Here is a 23,332-nt window from a genome sequence, read left to right as displayed (position 1 = left end):
TGCAGGAAGCTTAGGGGACCCTTGTATGGATATATCGAAAAAGCACCCACTTTGGCGTAAACCTACGCATCACCTTGATGCAGAGGCGAGTAGTGATCACGTTCATTGGATCGAACTGTTTTACGATTTAGCGCATGTGGTTTCGATATTTGTACTTGGCAATTATCTTAGCCACCACCTTGGGTTGCCGGGCTTCGTTGGCTTTGCTGCCCTCCTAGCAATGTGAGACGGTTACCCTTTCAAATAACTTACAAACAAAAAAATTGTGAGTCCTTGGCTATTCGTAATACTTTACATGCGTCGCATTAAGACTATATCCCATGGTGATATTGCTGGTGCCATCAACGATGTATACATCTTCTGATTTAAGCTCCGAGGAAATTGTGCCCTCAACCCAAACAGTTTTCACTGGATAGCCTTTGGGAAATGACACGCTTTCGCGAGATCGCCGGCAAACTTCGAATTAAAGCTGCCAAAGAGCTTGTAACATCTACAGAGCTAAGCATTACCGATGTCTCTACTGAGGTTGGGTACACAGATCAATCCAACTTTTGGCGAGCTTTTGTTAAAGGAACTGGCCTCAATCCTAGCGAGTTTAGACAAATGAGTTCGACGCATGATAAGCAGACGACAGCAGTTTAATGTATTCACTTGTTGAACTGTGATGGTGGTACAGTTTTTTCAACCCTAGTTGTCATCAAGTGGCAATTGTGTATACAGGCCCTGATATAACCTCACAAAAGATAACTCTAACTCTCGCTACGCGAGGTTAGGTAAGACAAATAGTTTGTGAGAAGTACGCGTTATGGCAGAGCAAGAGAACACTCCAGAAACAGCCGAGCAACAGAAGCCAGTAAACAAGGTAAAGAGGACAACCAATGCCATCTTAGCTTTGGTGTTTGTATCCATCGGTACTGCTGTGGTTTCCGACCGAATTATACCTACAACCGATAATGTTAGAGTTGAAGGCAACGTAGTGAGTTTGATCCCTGAGGTGTCGGGCCCCATTGACACTGTGTTGGTTGAGCCTAATAAGGTTGTCAAAAAAGGGACTGTTCTCGCAAAAATTGCGCCTATTGATTACCAAATTGCACTTAAGAAAGCGGAAACCAAGGTTAAACTCACTGGGCAAAATGTCGGTGCACAAATGGCCGATGTTATGGCTGCCCAAGCGCAGTTGACCAATGCCGTTGTTGCCCTTGATAACGCTAAACGCCAAGGTCAACGCTTATTGAGTTTGGCTGATAGAGGCATTGTTTCTAAGTCTGACGCCGATAATACGCGCGCTGCTCTACAGACAGCTAAGGCAGATGTCGCAAAGGCAAGAGCGAACCTTGAGCGAGCTAAAACTCAAGTGGGTGCCAATGGCGAAGACAATGCTCAAATGCAGACCGCATTGCTTGAATTACAGCAAGCCCAGCTGAATGTTGAGCGTACGATCCTTCGTGCTCCGACAGATGGTTCAGTCACCAACTTCAAACTCACCGAAGGGGCTTATGCAAAGGCAGGGCAGAGTCTATTAACCTTTGTATCTAGTGACAATCTATGGATAGAAGCGAACTTTCGAGAGAACAGCCTTGGCAATATACAACAAGGTAACAAGGTAGAGGTTGCCTTAGATTTTGCCCCCGGAAAGACCTATTCAGGTCGTGTGGTATCGGTTGATTTGGGCGCTGCATGGGGCGTTGCAGACCAGCCTGGTGCACTTGCCAGTGTAACCAAGCAAAATGGTTGGCTCAGAGATTCACAGCGTATGCCTGTAACTATTCAGTTGGATGATGCAGATGCGACTGAATATATGCGTATTGGTGGACAAGCGGATGTGGTCGTTTATACCGATGAGAGTTCACTGATGAATATGCTTGGGAAGGCTTGGATTCGACTTGTGAGTCTATTCTCTTATGTTCGATAACATCACAAAAGCACAGGAGCGGAAAATATTTCGCTTCATCTTTGGGGTAGGGCTATCAACGTTTATTGCAGTGTGGTTTAACTGGCCTTTAGCGTTTTGTGCGCCACTACTTACCGCAAAGTTCATTGTCGATAAGGCTGAATTTCATATCTTGCATGTGAAGCAACTGGTGTATGCCTTGATTGTGACCATGTTGATCAGTTACGCGCTATCTACAGGATTTCCGGAGTATAAGATTGCCTTCCTCGCGCTCTATGGGGCGGGCATTCTATGGGCCTATTATCTGTTTACTGACCCTAAGTGGATCATGTTTGCAACGTTTCTGGTAATTAACCTGCTGCTGCAACCGTACATTACCATAGTGGATCAGCAAGCCGCCTTAGATGTCGGTATTGGTTTCGCTTTCTCTGGCGTGGTATCAGTAGGGTTTTATGCGCTGTCACATGTCTATTTTCCGGAGATAGAAGAAAACAAATTCAATGGATTTCCTCCATCTCCTCTGCCACAGGCTATGAGATGGGGTGGAGCGATAAGAGCGTGGCTGATCTCCTTTCCTCTGATTTGTTTGTATTTCTACTATCAGCTGTCTCAGGTAATGCTGACGGTCGCTTTTGTTACCTTGCTCTCTTTGTTTACAACGGGAGAGAAGGCCAATAAAACGTCAATGTTCTTCATTATTGCGAATGTATTTGGGGCGATTTTAGCCCTCATCGCTTTCTTCGTGATGTCACTGACACCGAATATGTGGGTTTACATGTTGGTGATGTTGTTAGTAATTTGCCTCATCGGCACCAAGATCTATACCGATCCTGCAAAGGCACCTATTTATGCCACTGCATTTACCGGTTTTCTGGTACTGATCGGTTCTTCAATGACTACCGGCGCACTGGATGACAAGCTGTACGTTCGAATCTTCCAGCTTATCTTGGTGATACCTTACCTAGTGTTTATGGTGTATTTCTTTGAAGGCCGAGATGAAGCAAGAAAGGCATTAGTAGCCAAAACAGAGAGAACCTTGAAGAAGTCAAAAAGAGAACTATCCAAACGCACATAAGTAATAGTGTGTGTAGGACTTCATGAACGCTGTCTTGTTAAAATAGATTGACGCCACCTAGTGTATTCACGGGTGGCATTTTACGTTGGTTAATTATTTATCAAATGAATGGAATGACTGGCGCAAAATGGGCGTTATTGTTTTCTGTTTTCTCTAGAATACATTACATCGAAGGGGATAAATCGCAGTAAGAGTTTGGCCCTTAGCAACTAACTACAGAGAGTGAACGATGAAAAGCAATCTAAAGATTCTAGAAAAAGTAACCCTTGGCGTAATCGCAACCGGTATCGCAAGTGACCTTTGGAGTTGGTTGGTGATCCCTGTTGAGGACATCTTTGTGGTGGGCGCTCTGATTTCCTTGATGTTGAGCTTCTTCGTATGGCTTGAGGGTTTCCTTGCGGCTAAATGGCAGGCTAAGGGTGAAGCGAAGAAATATAAGATAGGTCGCGGTATTACCTCTTATATTTCACTTGTTGGTGGTAAGTTTGCGACGATGGGTGCAATTGGCTACCTATTCCCTAAGGTGCAGATGCTAGGTTACTTCAACGGCGTGGTAGTATTCTTTGGACTTATCTTCCTTATCATGGGATTTGAAGCCGCTTGGGACAAGCTCAGCACAAGCAGTCCAAAACAGCTTACTCAAGCTAGCTAATTATAAAGAAGCCGCTCAGTTGAGCGGCTTTGTTGTATTTGAAATCTAGAAAGTGGTCGATTACAGATAGAAGATATAAAAATCCCTTTTCCTCAATAATCCAACGTCAGATATTCAGTAGTGTTGATAGTTGTAAGCGTGTCACCAAATGGCAATCGTGCTTAGTCATTAACCGTTAATCTACCGCTCCTATCAAGGGGAGTACATAGCGCGACTTCTACGACTAACTACGGAGCAAAACATGTTAGATAACTTTGCTAAGAATATTATTCCGCCTAAGCCTTACCTAGTATTGGGAAATAGAATGTTTCTATTGTCCGCTGTATTGCTAGTGATAAGTGCGTATCTCTACAACGTAGATGAAGCCTTTGTTGCTGTGGAAGTCGGCATCATACACTTCATATATAATCTAAAGTTTGCCAACAAAAAAACGGTTCTTTGGGGTGGTTTAGAGCCTTTAGTCACGACTTTGATTGCTGTGCCTCTGTCATTGGTGCCTATGCCGTATGCACCATTTACTACAGCGATTTTTGTGTTTGTGCTAGTGCTCATTGAACGTGATAACCACCATCAAGGTGTGCCTAAATACATATTGCCTTTGAGTTTCTTGCTGCTCTCTATGATGATGGTTCCACAAGGGGTTGAAAGCACTGAACTGATGATACAACGCAGTGTATCTGTTGTGCTTGGCATAGTGGTTGCGATGTTAGCCACAGCTTTTGTTTGGCCTAATGCCTCGCGGAATCAAACTCAAGATAAAGCCCAAGATAAAGCAAAGCGCACAATCAATAAGGTCGATGTTAAATACTCTTCTCGAAAGGCGTTGGGCATAGGCTTGATTCTTTCATTGGGTTTTATCGACGGCTCAGGAGCGGCTTTAGCTGCCTACCTTTTTATGATGATTCACAGCCCGATTTCTAAGCAGTTGGCGCCTAAGGCGTGGCAACGCTTCAGCGGCACTGTGCTTGGTGCAGCCATTTATGTGCCTCTGGGACTGCTCATGGGGTACCTAGACTCAGAGCTAATGGTTACCGCAATCAAATGGTCTTTGGTGATTGTTTCACTGTATATGATCTTGGTTTACCTAGAGCACAATTATACGGTCGCTACAGCGTTTATCATGCTATTGATATTGGCCTATGCTGTTGGTCCCTTTAATTTGCAGATTACTGAACTTGTTTTCATGCCTCGTTTTTGGGATACCTTAATCGGTGGTGGCGTGATGGTGCTGTTAGGCTTCCTTATCCCATTGCGAGATAAAGATTTCGCCTAGAAATAGGCCTTTGTGTGCATTTCCAATAAGTAAAAGGCATACGGATGGTGCCTTCTGCTTGGTCACTGACCAAAAAGTTGTTATAAAAAATGCCGTTCGACGACTGAAAACTCTTACATGCATTAATGCCGCAGGTCCTACTTATTTCCCCATCCCTTGAAGCATAGAATGGATGTGATGCCGTCTAAATAGAGAAAGATGGATTAAAGTTCCCTTATGTTTTAGTTGAATTAGTGAACGATTTTGTGTGAAAGCCTCAAAAATGGCCCTTTTGTGTTATCATGCCGCCGTAGGGGATAAGATCAGAGCTTAGAGTCGCCGGCAATCTACAACTATTTTTAATGCCAACAACGCACTCATAAGACTCGGCTTATCAAATTATCACTAACATGGAGTTAGTCGTTTGTTATCGCTTTTGCGGTAGCTAAACCTCATTGTTTATGAGTTCAAAATCAAAAAAATATAGTATTGAATCCACCGACTATCAGGTCGGTCAAGATAACGTAACGAAATGGGGCATGGATATCCATAACACCGTTTTTATGGGCTCTCTAGCGTTATCACTTCTTTTCATTGTTACACTGTTAGTCATGTCGCCAGCTGAGGCTAAAGCTGCGATTGATGCTGTGAAAGGCGCTGTTCTTTCATACTTCGACTTCCTATTTATGTGGGGAGCAAACCTCTTCCTAATCTTTGCCATCGTTATTGCTTTTTCACCTTTAGGTAAAATTCGCTTGGGCGGTGATGGCGCAACTACCGACTACTCAACGTTTTCTTGGATTACGATGTTGTTTGCAGCGGGTATGGGTATTGGCCTTATTTTCTGGGGTGTTGCAGAACCGACCGCGTTCTATACGGGTTGGTATGGCACGCCATTGAACGTTGAGTCACACACGATGGAAGCTCGCGAGCTAGCATTGGGTGCAGCGACGTTCCACTGGGGTCTGCATGCGTGGGCTATCTATGGTGTAACGGCACTTTGTCTGGCTTACTTTGTGTATAACAAAGGCTTACCACTGGCGATGCGCTCTGTGTTCTATCCGATATTAGGGGATAGAGTTTGGGGCAAAACCGGTGATGTTATCGATATCCTGACCGTTCTGGTGACACTATTTGGCTTGGCGACGTCTCTTGGCTTAGGTGGCACGCAGGCAGCGAGTGGTATCAGTCATGTATTTGGTCTAGATAACAGCTTGCTGCTTCAGCAATCTATCATCGTACTGATCATGGGCCTTGCTATCATCTCTGTGCTACGTGGTATGGATGGTGGCGTGAAGCTGCTCAGTAACATAAACATGGCGATTGCTATCCTATTCCTTCTGTTGATGGCGGTGCTGAACTTCACAACAGTACTAGACTCATTCACAACAGCTGTGGTTGGTTACGTTAAAAATGCTTATGCATTGAGTCAAACCTCAGGTCGTGAAGATACTACCTTCCTACATGGTTGGACTGTGTTCTACTGGGCTTGGTGGGTTGCTTACGCACCGTTCTTTGGCATGTTTGTTGCTCGTATCTCGAAAGGACGTACCGTTCGTCAGTTCCTTGTTTACGTACTGATTATTCCAACACTCGTAACTACAGCATGGATGTCGACGTTTGGTGGCATTGCCATCCAACAGATGATTGATAACGTGGGAATACTGGGAGCCAAACAAGCGCTTAGTGATGTCTCTTTGAGTCTCTTCTATATGCTTGAGGCCTATCCTATTGGCGACATACTGTCAGTGGTTGCGGTGATCCTAATCGTTGTGTTCTTTGTTACTACCTTGGACTCCGGCTCGATTGTTATTGATAGCATGACTGCCGGCGGAAAGATGGACGTACCAATGAAGCAAAAAATCATTTGGGCACTGATCTCAGGCACTATCGCTATGGTGATGTTGTGGATTGGCGGCACTGAGTCTATTCAGGCGCTACAGTCGATCACGATAATTGCAGCAATGCCATTCACCATCATTCTACTGATTGGTTGCTTTAGCTTGGTGAAAGGCTTACTGACAGAAGTAGGCGGTTCAAAAGCAGATGCTAACTATGTTGAAGCTGAAGTGAAAAAATAACTTACTTTTAATAAAGTAAAAATGTGAAAGCCTCGGTACGTAATGTGCCGAGGCTTTTTTTGTTTATTAGCGTTAGAGATAATATTTAATGCCCAGCACTAAATACCGGTTTACACCAACTGAGACATCAACAAGAAGCCGCCAAAAACAAACCCAAATAGCATCATGCTATTGCCACCCTCAGCGGCGTAACGCTCGCCTAGGGTATCGCTGTTGCGCAATTTGAACACCATGGCCAAAGGAACGAATACGGCTAGGAACACTAAGATGATTCCTGCGTAGGCCAGTACAGATAAGAACTGATCCGCCGCCAAAATCGCGCCCACTAATGGGAATACGAAGGTAATCACATAGGTCACAACGCGGTTTTGCTTAAAGGTGTCACTATTTTGATGAAACAGCGACATGGCAACGCCAAAGAATGAGGTGAGCAGCGCTAGACCGGTAAAGAGTGACAGTACCGTGCCAATCCAAGGTGCTTCGTGTTCAAATCCTGCCATTAACTCAGAAACACTCGAGAACTGTTTTAGTTGCTCTGGTGGCAAGTTGCCCACAACCGCAAATAACCAGCATAGGTAGCAGAACAGCGGGATCAGAGAGCCGACAATAACCATATTGCGTAGCTGTTTATCTGTAGCATCGCTGTTGTATGTAACCAAGCTTGGTATCACCACCATAAAGCCGAAGCTAGTGAAGAGAACGGCGCTGGTCTTGATAAGCTCCAACTGATTGTGATTGCTCACTTGCGCTAGATTTTGCGCTGAGAATTCAGGCAGCAGTGCAAACAGAGTCACGACTAGGCTCGCTATCATGATCAAGAAAAGCGCGCGGTTAAGCTTATCTATCACGCCTGTACCACAAGCTACGATAGCGCCAGCGACCAAGGTAAATAGAATCTGGCTTTGAGTGAAGCTGATGGAGAATCCAATAGCGGCTGCGCCCTGTGATAGCAGGTCTGCAGCGCCTAAGATGTATGCCATCAATAAGCAGATCAGTAGTGCGTAAAGTAGGCCGTTAGTAACGAGTTGCCCGCCCTTGCCTAGGGATGCTCGAGCGATTGAATTAAGGCCTAAACCGCCACCGGACTTGATGGTGGCTTCAAGTAGAAGCAATGCAGAGTAGGTAGTACCAAACCAAATAAAAGCCATCAATAGTGTGCCGTACACTAGGCCAAACTGAGCTAATACCATTGGAATTGCAAGCATGCCAGCGCCAAGAGCGGTGCCGGAGATAATAAGGGCGCTACCCAAAAGTTTTGTATTCATTTTCTATAAAACCGTAAATATTAATTAAATTTTGAATTCATGCGCGCACGCGCAGGCGTATTGAGAAGGAAGTGAAGATCAATACGAAAAGTAAAATCGAGAAAATGAATATGACGGCAAGAGGGTGTTGCAGGTGCAAGGAAGAGCAAAAGGGGATAGAGAGGCTTTTGAAGTGTGAGCTTGCTGGTGTGGCGACCCTTCAGTGGGTTCCATAATGGGTGCTGTAATCTTGAAAATCATTAAAGATGTCCTGAACAAAAAGACAATCCTTTGAAACAAACATAGTAAATCCTGAACTATGTGCTCTCGAAATGAGAGGGTTTCATCTTATATAGGTAGAGATGGATTGCAAAGGGCAAATTGCAGAATGACGGTGTTCTGTTGTGAAAACTATTATTTCACGCCATGGTCATTAGTTAACGCAATTTCGACTTGAAAATATGGTTATTTTATATACAATCTCGGTCTATAAACAAGCCTTGCATATGACCGGAATGAATAACCCTAAGTCATGGGTAAGTGAACATTAATCTCTATTGGCGAGTAATATAATTTGACAGTGAAATCGTTATTTTTATTTTTGTCTGCACTCATGTTGTCGAGCGCAGTAACCGCAAAAACAGCCGAAAAAACATCACAAATTAACCAGATCGAAGAAAAGTACAACACTATAGGTCTAGAAGGTGTGATGGACTTTGATTTGTTCAAAAACGCTTATCAGGCATATAAGTCAACAGATGGTGCTAAAAAGCCCGTACTGACTATCATCGATTATGATCGCCCATCAACAGAAAAGCGTTTCTTTGTTATCGATCTCGAAAAAGAAGAGTTGGCGTTTGAAACCTATGTGGCTCATGGCGTGAACAGCGGTGGTAAAACTGCGACAGAATTTTCGAACATAATGAGCTCGCGACAAACCTCGCTAGGTGTTTTCTTAACCAATGAAACCTATTACGGTAATCATGGTTATTCCTTGCGCCTTGATGGTGTAAGTAAAGGAGTGAACGACATGGCAAGAGACCGTCACATTGTTGTTCATGCTGCAGAGTATGCGACTAAAGAGTTCATCAACAAGCACGGTTATCTAGGACGCAGTTGGGGTTGCCCAGCACTGTCTCCAGAAGTGAACAAAGAGATCATTGATATGATCAAGGGTGGCAGTGTTATCTACGCGAGTGCGTAAAACGACGCTCCCCAAAATACAAAGCTAGATTTTATAAGCCCGTCGATTTTATCGGCGGGCTTTGTTGTTTCTGGAAGCTCGGTATTGGTATCTACACTATAGTTCGCCCAACGGGTCTCCATTTCTAAGAATATAAAAAGCTCAATACAAAAGAGTTTGCGAGCAGTTTCACCCCGCTTAGTCTATCAAGTTCATAATCCGGCTTTGTAATTCCATTGTTATGTTATAACATCTCGGTAATTCCCCCACGCACGATATGTAATGAAACACTTTAGACTTATCGCTTTGGCTATTGCCATAGTCGCTTTTACGCTTGCCTTCTTGTTACCCAAAGCACTGCAATCTGAATCCAATCACGGCCAAGATATCGATATTTTGATCACTCAGGCACCAGAGGTTCCGCGAGAGCCAACGCCTGTGCGTGTACATTATTTCGTTAAGGTTGGAGATACCCTCAGTGACATTTTCTCTGCGTGGGAGCTGCCCTACAGTAACTTACAACAGGTGCTCTCGGCTGATGAGGTCCCGCTGCAACTCGATACGATAAAGCCAGGGGATCATCTTGAGTTTGTTATTGACCCTGTAACACGGCAGATCATATCCCTTACCTACAATATCAGCTTGGTTGAGCGTGCGACTTATACTCAAATTGAAAGTGGCGAATTTGATTACCACTTTATTGAAGAAGAAGGCGAGTGGAGAGAAACCCTTTATTCGGGCATTGTTGAGGGTAGCTTCTCTTTATCGGCTCACAAGGTTGGTTTGAGTTCCAACCAGATCGCCAATATCACTCGCGTTCTGCACGATAAAATTAACTTTGCTCGAGAGCTTAGGGCTGGCGATCGCTTTGATGTATTGATCAATAAGCAGTACCTAGGCGATCACCCTACAGGCAATAGCGAGATTAAGGGCATTTCCTTTAAGCTGGCGAGAAAAGAGGTTGCAGCATTTCTAGCGGATGATGGTCGCTTCTATGACCGTGAAGGTAATAGCTTAGAAAGGGCGTTCAATCGTTACCCCGTTGAACCGCAGTTTCGCCGTATCACGTCTTCATTTAACCCGAGGCGAAAGCATCCAGTGACAGGGCGTATTACGCCTCACAACGGAACTGACTTTGCTACTCCAGTGGGTGCCGCTATTTATTCGACGGGTGATGGTAGGGTTGTTGGGGTTAGAAATCACCCATATGCAGGTAAGTATCTGGTTATCGAACATAACAGTGTCTATACCACCCGTTACCTTCACCTTGACCGATTCTTGGTCAAAAGAGGTGATTATGTGGAGCGTGGACAGAAGATTGCTATTGCCGGTGCTACAGGAAGAATTACCGGCCCCCATCTGCACTTTGAAGTCCTAGTACGAAATCGTGCGGTTGATCCTATGAAAGCGGATTTACCCATGGCGAGTTCAATTTCAAAAGAAAACAAAGAGTCGTTTGCTGCGCGAATTTCTAAGTTTGATGAGCTAACTATCTAGTGTATGCGTAGGTTTAATTTTTAGAGTAAGGGCTAACGTCGTAGTTAGCCCTTATTTTTGCTAACTAGACTACGATACCGTGCTTTATTCCCTCTCTTTCAGGGTTGTTGTAGGGCTGTATTTAGAGAAGCGATTAATACTCAATTAATGACTAAGTCAACGATTACGCTAGTACGCCCCTCCTTAAAGAGGGTTAGGTAGGTGTTTTGAATGATGCAATCATACATAAGCGATTATTCAAAATTTGAAAGGTCGGCTATGATCCCGATACTTTCAAAGATGCATGTGAATTACTCTATATGACTCAATTATCAATAACACAGCGATGTTCAGCACCGTCAACGCTTACTTTAGTGTTGTTGACTGGGTTAGCGGCAATGGCAATCAGTATCTTTTTGCCTTCATTACCGCATATGGCGGAATACTACGACGTTGATTACCCGGTCATTCAGATCTCGATTTCTGGCTACATCATAATGACTGCTGTGGTTCAGCTTCTTGCTGGTCCTTTATCGGATAGGTACGGGCGTCGCCCAGTGGTGCTAGGTTCTATCGCTGCATTTTCGCTTGCGACAGTAGGTTGCCTACTGTCTGAAAATATCTGGCTGTTCTTGTTCTTTAGAATGCTTCAAGCAGTAATTGTTACCGTGTCGATCATTGCACGGACAGTGGTGCGAGATGTTGATTCTGGTCCACAAGCAACACGCAGAATGAGCTACATCATGATGGGAATGTCTTTAGTTCCTATGATTTCGCCAACCCTAGGCGGTTTCTTAAGTGAGTTCTTTGACTGGCATGCAGCTTTTCTTTTGTTGCTCGCATTTGCGATGATTGTGGGTGTGCTAGCGTATTTTGATATGGGCGAGACAGCGCCAAAAATACATCGGACGCCAACGACACGCAATCGGGGCTTTAGAGTGCTCTTGAAAGATAAATACTTCATCAGTAATTCCTTGATTACCATGCTGTCTAATGGCGCGTTTTTTATCTTTTTATCCGCAGGTCCACTGATTGCGACTCAGCACTATAGCTTGTCTCCATCCGCTTTTGGGTTGTATTTTGCGCTAACTCCAGCGGGTTATCTGTTAGGTAATTATCTGACCAGCCGTTTAAGCCAGACCTTTTGTTCAAAAGTGCTCATAAAGACGGGCAGTGGTATTGCTGTGCTGGGTCTTTTTGGCATCATGTTTGTTGTCAATGGTGGCATAGACAGCCCTAGTATTTTCTTTGGCCTGATGTTTTTCGCAGGTATCGGGAATGGCTTGATAATTCCTAACGCGACCGTGCGTATGCTTGATGTTACTCCAGCATTAGTGGGCTCAGCATCGGGCTTGGGCGGGTCAATAATGACTGCTGGTGGGGCTGTTCTGTCTCTTTCATCAGATATTGCTGTCTATCCAGGTTCAGGAGTATTGCCGATAACGGGGGTACTGTTTGTCTGTTTTGTTGCTGTGCCATTGATGTTATCTATGCAAGACGAGCCAAACAAAAGGCTAGCGAACGGCTAGCCTGAATGGATTGATAAGTAACGAGCGCAGGCTTTGTTGTTTATGAATTTGATAATTCGCTAATGCGGTTTTTATACATAGATGCGACTACCGCGCTGCTCATAATGGTCACCAAGAAGCCTAAAGACCAAGTGGTTGCAATGGCATACTCAGTGCCCACCAATACCATCTTTATACCGATAAAGATCATGATGATAGAAAGCGCCGGCTTTAAGTAGACAAACTTATCCAACATCGCTTGCAATACAAAGTACAGCGAACGCAGTCCAAGGAGTGCAAACACGTTTGCAGCCAGTACCAAGAACGGCTGTTGGGTTACTGCAAAGATTGCAGGGATTGAGTCTAAAGCGAACATGACATCCATCACCGCGATGACACCCACCACAATCAGCATTGGCGTCGCAATCCATTTGCTAGCTTGTTTGAATATCAAGCTGTTGCCCTGATAGTCATCTGACACTGGAAGGAACTTGCGAATGAACTGCTCAGGGTAAGGGTTTACTTCTTCCTCTTCGCCCTTATCACGTGCTAATTGAATGCCGGTCCAAATTAGGAAGGCTGCAAATAGATACAAGACCCAGTGATACTCTGCCAGCAGCTTAGCGCCAATAACTATCATCACCGCGCGCAGGACCAACGCACCAATAACACCCCATAATAGAGCTCGAGGGCGCAAGGGTTCTGGCACCTTGTATTGGCTAAAAATGATAGCAAATACAAACAGATTATCGACGCTTAAAGACTTCTCAAGCAGATAGCCAGTCAAAAATGCGACGGTTGCTTTGTTTGCCGAGTAAACGCTGTGCGGTGCGTAGAAATCCCAGAAAAAGTAGATAGAAGTGGCAAATACAAATGCCAACACGAACCAGAATATGCTCCAGCCCAATGCTTTCTTCATAGGTACAGTGCCACCGCGAGTTTGGTAGATATCAAGCGCAACAAGTACCAGGGTCAATAGACCAAAGACGCCATACATGATGAGCGATTCTTGCATTGGTACAGATGAACTTAATTGGGTGGTATTTTCTATCGGGGACATACTTCCTCCTGGGCAGAAGGACGGTGTTTAGGTGACCTTCCGCAAAACATAAAAACCAACAGGCATACACAATATGCTGCTGATCAATGAATGCGTTGGTCTCGTTGGAGTGACTGAAAAACATTCAATCACCTTTACTTACCGGTTAAACATGCGCTTAACGGGATGACGATAAGTAAACTTGCGCTAACTACTCCCCAAAACAGGGCCATGATAGGCTTATTTGGGCCAATAGCCAACAAAAACTATTTGTGGTTAATGTACAAAAGCTTTGTTTAGTGATGCAGCCCAAGCGAGTAAGTTTTATCTGTGATACTTAAAAAAAAGAGGCTTCAACCTTAGTTGAAACCTCTTCTGTTCTGTATGCGTTTTAAAGGGTGTTTTTGTATACTTCACCGTCTTTCATGATGACTTTCTTCGCATCATCACTCATCACACAATCAACGCCTTCAAGAGGGTTACCATCGATGATTAATAGATCAGCGTAAGCACCTTCCACAATTTGACCAAGCTTACCTTCTTGATATGGGTGTTGGTAAGTCGACATCTCAAACAGGCGACCACAGTTAGATGTTGCCATGCGAAGCGCAGTGATGGTGTCGAAGGTTTGTTCGATAGCACCTAGTTCTTGCATCTGTGTTTCATGAACATTAGCAGTACCCACGCAATCTGTACCATAGGCAAGGTTCTCAATGCCATGCTTCTTAATTAGGTCAGCAGATTTAAACATCGCCTTACCAACGCGCTCAGTCTTCTTGTAAGTTTCCTCGTTTGGAAGAGGGATCTTGCGCTCTGCAATCAGCGAAGAGGTAAAGTAAGACGGAACCACCCAGATACCTTTGTCTTTGACGATTTTAGCTATCTCATCATTCATGATGGTTGCGTGTTCAAAACACATGACGCCCGCTTCGGCAGCGCGCAGCATTGCTGGAGTAGTATGAATATGAGCGGCAACGTAAGTTCCGTAATCTGATGCAGCCTCTACTGCTGCCTTCATTTCGTCTAGGGTGTATTGCAGAGTATCTAGCGGATCAAACGTTGATGATGCACCGCCGCCCGCCATAATCTTAATCTGCGATGCGCCTTTGAATAATTGCTCTCGCACAGCTCGCAATACCTCAGTGCGACCGTCTGCCACTTTAAATGTGCCAGATTTCATCAATGGAGAGTCTTCATGGCCATTCGCCAAGCGCTCTTGAGCCTGATTTTGACGATAATCTGAGTGACCACAGGTTTGTGAAATAGCCGCTTGAGAGGGCAGGATTCTTGGGCCCGTTGCGTAACCACTATCAATGGCGTTCTTAAGTCCAAGCGTGTTGCCACCCACATCACGACAAGTGGTGAATCCACGCATCAGCATCTCTTGCGAGATCTTAGCTGAGCGAATGGCCATCTCTTCGCGAGTTATTGAATCCATTACATCAAAGCTACCTGAAAGGGTAATGTGTACGTGGGCATCAATGAGACCTGGCATTACCGTACCACCTTTAGCGTCGATGATTTCGTCCGCGATGCTCGGGTCGATATCGCCAATCTTGATGATTAGATTGTCTTCAATCAGAACAGAAACGTTTTCGATTAGCTCGTTGTCTGTACCGTTAAACACATTCGCATTAGTAATTAGCTTTTTCATATTCTGTTCCTCTTTAAGGCTGCAATCATTCGGTTGATGCATTCATCTTAGGGGCACAGGCGTATCAATAATTGCCATTTAGTGACAGTGTTCTTTTTATTTTCTAGTAAAGAGAAGAAAACGAGAATGCCATGAATCCGGTAATGGGAAGCACCTATCTTAAAGGTGGGTCTCTAAGGTTTTTAAAGTGGACTGAAAGAAAGCGTAGTTTTAATAAGAGTAATGTTTTTTTCTGACTGGAATTGAATAGGGGAGTGCTGCCAAACTGATTGTTACTCCTTTTTCAAACTAAAGTATTTATTTGAATAACCGATAAAATTGAGATTTAAGTTTGCATTCATATGCTCCGTATTCATGCTGTTAACGATGGATTAAGAACTACATCCGAGTATACTTGCGATTTTTAAAATACAACAAAAGGATGTTAATACCTGTGTTAATTACGCCGCCTTAAACGCTCCACCCCTCCTATAGCTCTCGCTGCTAACCGAAGTAAAATACTAGCCTTTAGTATCTGCTTATTCTTTGCGCTTGTTAATTATCCGTCTTTATTAGGCTGCTTTTTCACGCCAAAATTTTATCAAAGAAGCATCTATCTACACCCCAGATCTATTTCTGGTGCGTTTTGCCGTGCCCAAATTGAGAATTCAATGTACCAAAATATAAAAATTGATTGGATGTCTAACATCCGTGGAGACCTACTTGCTGGTCTCGTTGTTGCGCTTGCGTTAATTCCTGAAGCCATTGCCTTTTCTATCATCGCTGGTGTCGACCCTAAAGTTGGGCTCTATGCCTCTTTCAGTATTTCTGTTGTTATCGCAATTACCGGAGGCCGTTCGGGGATGGTTTCGGCGGCCACTGGTGCCATGGCATTATTAATGGTTACCTTAGTAAAAGAACATGGGTTGGAATATTTACTGGCCGTAACAGTGCTTACTGGTGTTCTGCAGGTATTGGCAGGATATTTGAGGCTCGGTAGTCTCATGAGATTTGTCTCACGTTCCGTCGTAACTGGTTTTGTAAACGCTCTCGCTATCTTGATTTTTCTTGCTCAGCTACCTGAACTCACCAACGTAACTTGGCATGTGTATGCGATGACCGTTGGCGGACTAGGCATCATTTATCTCTTCCCTTACCTTCCGGTCGTTGGCAGATTAATCCCTTCGCCTTTAGTGTGCATCATCGTCCTGACGATAATCGCTATCGGATTTGACATTGATATCCGCACTGTTGGTGATATGGGTAACTTACCCGATACTTTGCCAATCTTCCTTTGGCCTGATGTGCCTTTCAACTTAGAAACCCTGTCTATCATTTTCCCGTATGCAGTTGGACTTTCTGTCGTCGGTTTATTGGAATCGATGATGACGGCGACGATCGTTGACGACCTTACCGACACAAGCAGTGATAAAAATCGAGAATGTAAAGGCCAAGGCATTGCCAACATCTTTACTGGTCTGTTTGGTGGTATGGCAGGATGTGCCATGATTGGGCAATCGATGATCAATATCAAATCAGGTGGTCGAGGCCGACTATCGACGCTATCGGCTGGTGTGTTCTTGCTAATTATGGTCGTTTTTCTTGGTCCCTGGTTGAAGCAAATCCCAATGGCAGCATTAGTCGCTGTGATGATTATGGTGGCTATCGGAACCTTCTCTTGGCGTTCTATTATGGACCTAAAAAAACACCCGTTATCAACTAATATCGTCATGCTTTCTACCGTAATTATTGTTGTGGCGACCCACAACTTAGCGATTGGTGTGCTTGTCGGCGTTCTGCTTGCCTCGTTGTTCTTTGCCAACAAGATAAGTCGAATGATGGTAATCAAAAATGACAGCGTGGAGTGTAGCTCTCGAAGGTATACCGTCATCGGACAGATCTTTTTCGTATCTTCAGACAAATTTATTGAGTCGTTCGATTTTAAAGAAGTCATTGAATCAGTAACGATAGATTTATCAGCAGCACACTTCTGGGACGTCACATCAGTTTCAGCGCTAGACAAAGTTGTCGTTAAATTTCGCCGTGAAGGTACACATGTTGACTTGATTGGAATGAACCAAGCCACACGTACCATTGTCGACAAATTTGGTGTACATGATAAGCCCGAAGAAGTTGAAAAATTATTGGCCGGACATTAAGGAAGAATGCATGAAAAAAATAATCGCTTGTATAGATGGCTCTAACCTAACAACTTCAACCTGTGAAGCTAGTGCTTGGGTTGCAAATAAAGTGGATGCCCCGTTAGTTTTATTCCACGCTCTGGATCACTCCACTTTACCCGTAGTTAGTGAGTTCTCTGGCCAAATCGGTTTAGGGAGCCAAGAAGAGTTGCTTGCAGAACTCACTGAGCTCGATCAAGCTCGCAGCAAAATCATGTTACAACACGCTAATGCATTACTTACTGAAGCTCAAAATTGGATTGTAAACCAAGGCGTAAAAAACGTGAGCAAATTACAACGCCATGGCAGTTTATTGGAAGGTCTCGTGGATCTGGAGGATGAGTTGCGTGTATTAGTTATTGGAAGGTCGGGAGATTCACACTCAGTTGGCTCACAGCTCGAAACCGTAATTCGTTCTATTAAGGCGCATATACTCGTCGTATGTGAAGGTTTTCAACTTCCAGACTCATACATCATTGCGTTTGATGGCAGTTCTTTTAGTGAAAAATTGATCGAAAAGGTAATTCAAACCCCTTTGCTAAAAGGAATAGATTGCCACTTAGTGATGATCAATGATGGTGGGAATAAAAACGAAGCGCTCGAGAAAGCAACAATCCAACTCGAAGAGTCGGGTATAAAAGTAACAGCAGCGGCACTCACTGGTGCGGTCGAGAAAACACTTATCGATTATCAGCAACAGCATGGGATCGGTATGATGGTGATGGGCGCTTATGGGCACTCTCAACTGAGACAGTTTTTTGTAGGGAGTAATACCTCCAAAGTTTTATCTAACAGTCACGTCCCATTACTGTTGATTCGATAGGCTCTCGTTGAGTTTCAATTTGTCGGTGAAGTCCAGGTTGATGCCTACAATCAATCTGGACACAAAATAAAAAGACTTCTCTCTAGCTGAAGCGATTCATTAATTGCTAATTTTCAATTTCACTGGCACGTTCGCATCTAGAAGCGTGCTGCAACGATGAAAGCTCGCCCTTGTCCCATTCTTTGCTAGAGATGCAGCTCGCCAGTTAAACACAGCATTACTTTTCTTATTAAAGTTAGGATCCGACGCCATTTAATTCGCCGATTTCAACTTACCAAATAATTTTTAGTCAATACGGGTAATAAAGGTTTGCTCGTCATCCACAAAAGCCACAAAGCCGCCGTGATAAATAAACATGCGACCGCGCCCCTCAACCAGGCAGGCAAGCTGTGGGTTCAAATCTTCTTCGTTATTTTGGCTTTGAAAAGTGCCGGTATCGGTGACTACGCCGTTGAGTGATGGCAAATATCCATAAGTGCGCTTGGCTTGATCAATCAGGCTCAATTCGCTGGCGGTAGAGAAGCAAGAGGGGATCGCACCAGCGTCTTCGATAAACATGGTTTTCAATTCTTCAAAAGCTGTTATCACCAGCCAGTCGATGTCGTTAACACGATGGATAAACATAGAGTTTCTCGATAATTCTGATGCGAAGATTTTATCACTATCAGGAGAGAACGTAGTAGAAATTTAGTTGTTAAAGGCGGTAATTTAGTGCCATTTCCGGACTTTCACTAAGCTAACTTGATAGACGCTTTTTCCTTAGAATGAACAAGGAGAGTGTTTTGTATTGACCAAAGTCACCTGATTTTTCTTTAGCAAAACTAAAGGGGGAGTAAATTTAACATAAGCTCATTCTCCACGAGTTCTACCAAAAAAAGCTAGTGAGCAGATACCACTAGCTTTTTTGCAAATAGGTTCAGCGAAGAACCTTGGAAAGCTCTTCACTTAACAATTGTTTAAACCAAGTTTGAGCTTCACTGTTAGCATTTCGCTTGTGCTGGATAAGGTTCATTGGAACTGACCACTCACTGAGCGGCATGATCATTTGAAATGAGTCTTCATACCCTTTGTATTTTGTTAATACACTCGCTCCAAACAGAACGGAATCACTCTCTAGCATTATGTCTATTAAAGTTTGTGTTTGAGTACTTCTAACCGTGCCTAGTTTTGCAATGCCTTGCTGTGCCAGTAATTGTTCCAATGGTGCATCAAACGTGTTGTAAAAGTCTTTCTCAACATACATGCCAATTACTGGGAATTGCAAAACCTCTTGCAGACTAGGTGATGCATCGAGCAGAAGAGGGTGGCCATTTCTGACATACAAGCTTGCAGATAAGCGTCCAACCAGCTCAACTAGATGAGATTTACTACCGGAGTCTTCATAGTGAACCGAAAAATCTAGTGTTCCTTGGTCTAGTAAAGCCAATTGATTTGATTTGATAGGTATTTCGATCAAATTGACGTTCGGCGCTACTTGCTTGAGTTTTCTCACTAGCTTTGGAATGACAATACTAGACAAGAACGTAGGGAGTGCTACAGAAAAGCTTTCTTGACAGGTAGAGGGTTCGAAAGGCTTGGGTATAACAAGTGATTTTAATTGGCTCAGTAGTTCTGGTAACTCTTCATTGAGTTCAAGGGCTCGCTTTGTTGGCACAAGCCCCTTTGCAGTTCGAGTAAACAGAGGATCATCAAACGTATCTCTAAGCCTTTGCAAACTGTAGCTCATCGTCGATTGCGAAACACACATCTCGTTGGCAGCCCTTGTTACATTCAGCTCCCTCATAAGTACATCCAGAGTAACTAAAAGATTCAAATCAATCCTTGAAAGGCTTCTTGCGGTTAAATTATCCATGGTTAACATTATTTAATTTATCGATAATATATTATAAAAATAAACCATTATATTGATATTTAAAAGTACCGTATTGTGAAGGGGTACCTTAAATGAGACCAGTGACTAACAGGAAAGGATGATTGAGCAACATAGGGGTAACCTTAGCTTAATGTGAAATGTGGTCTTTATTAGAGATGAAGTTAATTACTTAAACCTATTGCCGTTTTCGATGGCTCTTCTTTTGGATGAGCAGATTGAGCCGCATCAACTATACGAGACAGTTGTAAATGAAAAAATTACTAATAGCACTATCAATCGCATCAACCTTTTCTGTTTCAGCTTATGCTCAAGAAGCTGATACTTTAGATGAATTATTCACTGACGGCGGTCGTGAAATAACCGTTGCTGAATACCCAATGGTTGAGACAGCTCGTAACCTCCTGATTAAGCAAGATGAAGTAGGTGTGAACAACTTCTTTCATAAGCGAGAGTTATCCCCAACCGATAAGCAAGATATCGTTCGAATGAACCGTGATACCTATTATTCATTTGCGACTATCAATGTGTCTGAAGGGGCAACGGTGACTATCCCCGAAGTGCCTGAAGGTAAATATGTATCGATTCAGGTAATCACTGAAGATCACCGTATCCAACAAATGGAATACGGCGCAGGTACGTTTGATCTCGATACGCATACTGGCGAGCACGTATACTTGGTTGTGCGCCTTGACTCAACCATCCCGGTTAATGAGGCTCACGCTATTCAAGATAAAATGCTCATTGATGCAAAATCTGATGAAGTGTTTACCTTTGAGGGCGGGTTATCGCAAGAGTCTTTTGAAGCTGTTGAAATTGACCTAAAGAAACAAATGGCAGGAATTCTAAAGAGAGATGGTGCTCAAGCTCTAACGGGAATGTTTACCAGCCCTAATGATGATTCTTCTGAGTCATTCACCGAGGAGAAGTACTATGTGGGTACGGCTATCGGTTGGGGTGGCGCACAAGAAGTCGATAATATCTACGAGGTATCAGGACAGTATCCTGCGAACGTATGTCACCAAGCAACATTTGAAGACCCTAAGAACCATGCGTTTTTGTCAGTGACTGTATATAACCAGAAAGGCTATATGTTTAACGATGTTGCACACGTCAATACATCAACAGCTGAGTACAATGACGATGGTACTTTGACTCTGAGCTTTGGTTGTGGTGATGATGTTCCCAATAACATCACCACCACAGAAGGCAACGACACCGATACGTTTACTTTGGCGTTCCGCCACTATATGCCGAGTAAAACAGTACTCGAAGGCTTCCGTGTCATACCGTTAGTTAAACCGGTTAAGTAACTATAAGTACCTAATAGCCCTTCTTTAGAAGGGCTATTTCAATTTTTTTGCTAATTTTTTGATTTTGAACACTTCTATATTAAATTATTTCCGTCGACAGAGACGTGTTACATGCCCACCCGAACACTCTCTTCAAAAACTAGAAATAGCCCTCTCTTATGCTTCTTTGGTTCGATGATAGAAATTAATAATGTGTCATTAAATGGCAGTTATTGAAATCCAACTCTGGATAAGATGTACATCAAATCGAGGTCACCTAGCCAAATTGAGAGAGTTATGTATGTCTAACGTAGAAAAGAGTTATGGTTTCAACACTCAGCAACGCCTATTTGTGGGTTACACGCTAGCGGTATTGGTCGATCTAGTGGTACTCAACCTGTTTGATGAGTACTGGGGATTTGTCAGTATCGAGTCTTTCACAATCTCACTGATTGCTGCACTGCTACTTCAGTTGCTGCTTAAGCTTTCTATCGGGCTTGAGCATAAGATTGCTAATCACTTTAAATCTAAGCCAGGTAAAGCCCCTAAGGTGTACCGAGCGATTTCGACTTACATCATCTTGGTGGGCTCAAAGTTCATTATGTTAGAAGCAATTAACTTGTTGTTTGGTGAAAAAGTACAATTTACTGGTCCTTGGAACGGCGTTGTCGCCTTCTTTGGTGTGGTGTTTGCTATCTTGATTGCTGAAATGATTGTATCGAAGATCTACTTTGCCCTAGACGATACAGAGAAACAATCAGCAGAAAAAGCGGCAGCTTAAAAGACTTACAGAGCCATCTCGCAAGAGGTGGCTCTTTTATTATCTACCGTGCCATCATTTTTAGAGCTCGTTAACTGCACCGCAGTAAATAATCGGTATAATTTTGCTACCCTCCTTACGCCTGACAGCTTGAATGAAAACGCCCACCGCAAAAGATGTCGCAGATGCTGCCAATGTTTCTATAAGCACGGTATCACGCTATCTCAATCGAACCGCCCCAATTGCCAAGCAGACGATTATTGCCATTGAACAGGCCATATCAGAACTGGGCTGTATTCCGTTAAACGCGAAGCAGAAAGAGGTTAGGTCTAAAGAAAAACTGATTGGCTTGATGATTCCGACATTTGATAGCTCTTTTATTAGCAGCACTTTAGAGGGTATGGATCCCGCCATTCAAAACAGTACCTATCACCTTGTTATTGAAACGAGCAACTGGGACAAGGATAGAGAAGTCAAAGTGATTCAGCGGATGCTGAAGCAAGGGATTGAGGGGCTTATTGTTCTGGTTAATAGCTTGTCGGAAGCCGAAATAAAAGCCATTGTCGGTGAGATGCCCGTGTTAGTGGTGGCAGGCGTGAGCGAAGGTATTTACCCACATATAAGCATTGATAACTTGGCTGGTGGACGCTTGGCGACCGACTATCTTATTGAGCTTGGCCATAGAAATATTGTGAATCTTTACAGTAGCGAGCTTGGTAATAAGGATTCGTTGCAACGCAGCCAAGGTTATCGCGAGAGCCTTGCAAGCGCAGGAATCCCCTATGATGAAAAGCTGAGTTTAGAAGGTGGTTACCGAGCAACCTGTGCCTCGCGAGCAACACAATCATTGATTGATCAAGGCATCGAGTTTACTGCGATATTTGCGGGCAACGACCTGAGTGCTCTTGGGGCAATCAAGACCTTATCGCAAAATGGCATCAAGGTGCCAGATCAGGTGTCTGTAATAGGTTTTGATGATTCTCCTGCTGCGTCCGTGTTTTTACCCAAGCTGACAACCATAAAGCAGCCTTTGTCGGAAATGGGCGAGGTGGCGATACAGCAGATGATGCTCATGATCGCTGGCAAAACGGCAAGTTTGCCTGCTTTAGAACTCGAACTTATCGTTAGAGGCAGTACCGCTAGGCTAGCTAATGAAGGTGAGAAACCATCTTGTGGTTAGCTCGCCTAATCCTTTGAGTTACCGTATGTCGATCCTAGCCCCAAACCAGCATCATCTCATGAAACAAAAGTCTATTTTTTCTTATAACTAATTGTTTATTAATAATAAAACCTATGAAAGTTACTGTCTGTTTCATCTCTCACTATTGATAGCATTCCGAACAATTCTTCTTGCAGATAAATATAATGATTTC

General features: G+C 43.7%; 20 protein-coding genes. 15 read left to right on the top strand and 5 right to left on the bottom strand.

Features of this window, described 5'->3' with window-relative positions; all coding sequences use genetic code 11:
• Positions 1-25: 25 nt before the first annotated feature.
• The 7 genes from OCU35_RS08860 (at position 26) to OCU35_RS08830 (ending at position 6,951) form a co-directional block, all read left to right on the top strand.
• Positions 26-226, top strand: coding sequence for a hypothetical protein (locus OCU35_RS08860; protein WP_017031000.1), 201 nt, complete (start codon positions 26-28; stop codon positions 224-226).
• A 200-nt stretch (positions 227-426) separates the two neighbouring features.
• Positions 427-642, top strand: coding sequence for a helix-turn-helix domain-containing protein (locus OCU35_RS08855; RefSeq protein ID WP_261825209.1), 216 nt, complete (start codon positions 427-429; stop codon positions 640-642).
• A 163-nt stretch (positions 643-805) separates the two neighbouring features.
• The gene (locus OCU35_RS08850) at positions 806-1,912 is read left to right on the top strand and encodes an HlyD family secretion protein (RefSeq protein WP_102490185.1); all 1,107 of its coding nucleotides are present in this window, start codon (positions 806-808) and stop codon (positions 1,910-1,912) included.
• On the top strand, positions 1,902-2,966 hold the full coding sequence (locus tag OCU35_RS08845; RefSeq protein WP_261825208.1) for a DUF2955 domain-containing protein: 1,065 nt from the start codon (positions 1,902-1,904) through the stop codon (positions 2,964-2,966). The genes OCU35_RS08850 and OCU35_RS08845 overlap by 11 nt, the downstream gene beginning before the upstream one ends.
• Before the next feature lie 229 nt (positions 2,967-3,195).
• Positions 3,196-3,618 (top strand): hypothetical protein, encoded by a 423-nt coding sequence (locus OCU35_RS08840; protein WP_102360342.1) that lies wholly within the window; start codon positions 3,196-3,198, stop codon positions 3,616-3,618.
• Positions 3,619-3,859: 241 nt separating this feature from the next.
• Positions 3,860-4,891, top strand: coding sequence for an FUSC family protein (locus OCU35_RS08835; protein ID WP_261825207.1), 1,032 nt, complete (start codon positions 3,860-3,862; stop codon positions 4,889-4,891).
• 440 nt (positions 4,892-5,331) lie between these two features.
• Positions 5,332-6,951, top strand: a complete 1,620-nt coding sequence (locus OCU35_RS08830; RefSeq protein WP_261825206.1) for a BCCT family transporter — start codon at positions 5,332-5,334, stop codon at positions 6,949-6,951.
• Positions 6,952-7,061: 110 nt separating this feature from the next.
• On the opposite strand, the gene OCU35_RS08825 is transcribed toward OCU35_RS08830, so the two are convergent.
• On the bottom strand, positions 7,062-8,216 hold the full coding sequence (locus OCU35_RS08825; protein WP_261825205.1) for an amino acid permease: 1,155 nt from the start codon (positions 8,214-8,216) through the stop codon (positions 7,062-7,064).
• Positions 8,217-8,808: 592 nt separating this feature from the next.
• Between OCU35_RS08825 and OCU35_RS08820 the strand changes: the two genes are divergently transcribed.
• The 3 genes from OCU35_RS08820 (at position 8,809) to OCU35_RS08810 (ending at position 12,383) form a co-directional block, all read left to right on the top strand.
• The gene (locus OCU35_RS08820; RefSeq protein ID WP_017027565.1) at positions 8,809-9,399 is read left to right on the top strand and encodes a murein L,D-transpeptidase catalytic domain family protein; all 591 of its coding nucleotides are present in this window, start codon (positions 8,809-8,811) and stop codon (positions 9,397-9,399) included.
• A 261-nt stretch (positions 9,400-9,660) separates the two neighbouring features.
• Positions 9,661-10,875, top strand: a complete 1,215-nt coding sequence (locus OCU35_RS08815; protein WP_261825204.1) for a peptidoglycan DD-metalloendopeptidase family protein — start codon at positions 9,661-9,663, stop codon at positions 10,873-10,875.
• A gap of 299 nt (positions 10,876-11,174) precedes the next feature.
• A complete protein-coding gene (locus tag OCU35_RS08810) occupies positions 11,175-12,383 on the top strand; it encodes a multidrug effflux MFS transporter (protein ID WP_237334495.1) in 1,209 nt (402 codons plus the stop codon).
• Positions 12,384-12,423: 40 nt separating this feature from the next.
• On the opposite strand, the gene OCU35_RS08805 is transcribed toward OCU35_RS08810, so the two are convergent.
• Together OCU35_RS08805 and OCU35_RS08800 are read right to left on the bottom strand one after the other, a co-directional pair.
• Complete coding sequence (locus OCU35_RS08805; RefSeq protein WP_261825203.1) at positions 12,424-13,422, bottom strand: TerC/Alx family metal homeostasis membrane protein; 999 nt, start codon at positions 13,420-13,422, stop codon at positions 12,424-12,426.
• 370 nt (positions 13,423-13,792) lie between these two features.
• Positions 13,793-15,055: a metal-dependent hydrolase family protein gene (locus tag OCU35_RS08800; RefSeq protein ID WP_261825202.1), complete on the bottom strand. Its 1,263-nt coding sequence runs from the start codon at positions 15,053-15,055 to the stop codon at positions 13,793-13,795.
• Positions 15,056-15,705: 650 nt separating this feature from the next.
• Here OCU35_RS08800 and OCU35_RS08795 point away from each other — a divergent pair.
• Complete coding sequence (locus tag OCU35_RS08795; protein ID WP_017030986.1) at positions 15,706-17,193, top strand: SulP family inorganic anion transporter; 1,488 nt, start codon at positions 15,706-15,708, stop codon at positions 17,191-17,193.
• 10 nt (positions 17,194-17,203) lie between these two features.
• The gene (locus OCU35_RS08790) at positions 17,204-18,037 is read left to right on the top strand and encodes a universal stress protein (RefSeq protein WP_261825201.1); all 834 of its coding nucleotides are present in this window, start codon (positions 17,204-17,206) and stop codon (positions 18,035-18,037) included.
• A gap of 285 nt (positions 18,038-18,322) precedes the next feature.
• Here OCU35_RS08790 and OCU35_RS08785 read toward each other — a convergent pair whose 3' ends face one another.
• Together OCU35_RS08785 and OCU35_RS08780 are read right to left on the bottom strand one after the other, a co-directional pair.
• Complete coding sequence (locus tag OCU35_RS08785) at positions 18,323-18,661, bottom strand: cytosolic protein (protein WP_261825200.1); 339 nt, start codon at positions 18,659-18,661, stop codon at positions 18,323-18,325.
• 292 nt (positions 18,662-18,953) lie between these two features.
• Entirely contained in the window at positions 18,954-19,850 is an 897-nt protein-coding gene (locus tag OCU35_RS08780; protein ID WP_261825199.1) for a LysR family transcriptional regulator, read from the bottom strand.
• A gap of 308 nt (positions 19,851-20,158) precedes the next feature.
• Between OCU35_RS08780 and OCU35_RS08775 the strand changes: the two genes are divergently transcribed.
• From OCU35_RS08775 to OCU35_RS08765, 3 genes are all read left to right on the top strand, one after another.
• The gene (locus OCU35_RS08775) at positions 20,159-21,220 is read left to right on the top strand and encodes a DUF1254 domain-containing protein (protein WP_261825198.1); all 1,062 of its coding nucleotides are present in this window, start codon (positions 20,159-20,161) and stop codon (positions 21,218-21,220) included.
• 280 nt (positions 21,221-21,500) lie between these two features.
• A complete protein-coding gene (locus OCU35_RS08770; RefSeq protein WP_065209666.1) occupies positions 21,501-21,980 on the top strand; it encodes a hypothetical protein in 480 nt (159 codons plus the stop codon).
• A 133-nt stretch (positions 21,981-22,113) separates the two neighbouring features.
• Complete coding sequence (locus tag OCU35_RS08765; protein WP_261825197.1) at positions 22,114-23,139, top strand: LacI family DNA-binding transcriptional regulator; 1,026 nt, start codon at positions 22,114-22,116, stop codon at positions 23,137-23,139.
• Positions 23,140-23,332 lie beyond the last annotated feature (193 nt).

This window comes from Vibrio breoganii, from assembly GCF_024346795.1.
Lineage (GTDB): Bacteria > Pseudomonadota > Gammaproteobacteria > Enterobacterales > Vibrionaceae > Vibrio > Vibrio breoganii.
The sequence above is the reverse complement of the archived record's forward strand: the minus strand, read 5'-3'. Positions and strand labels throughout refer to the sequence as shown.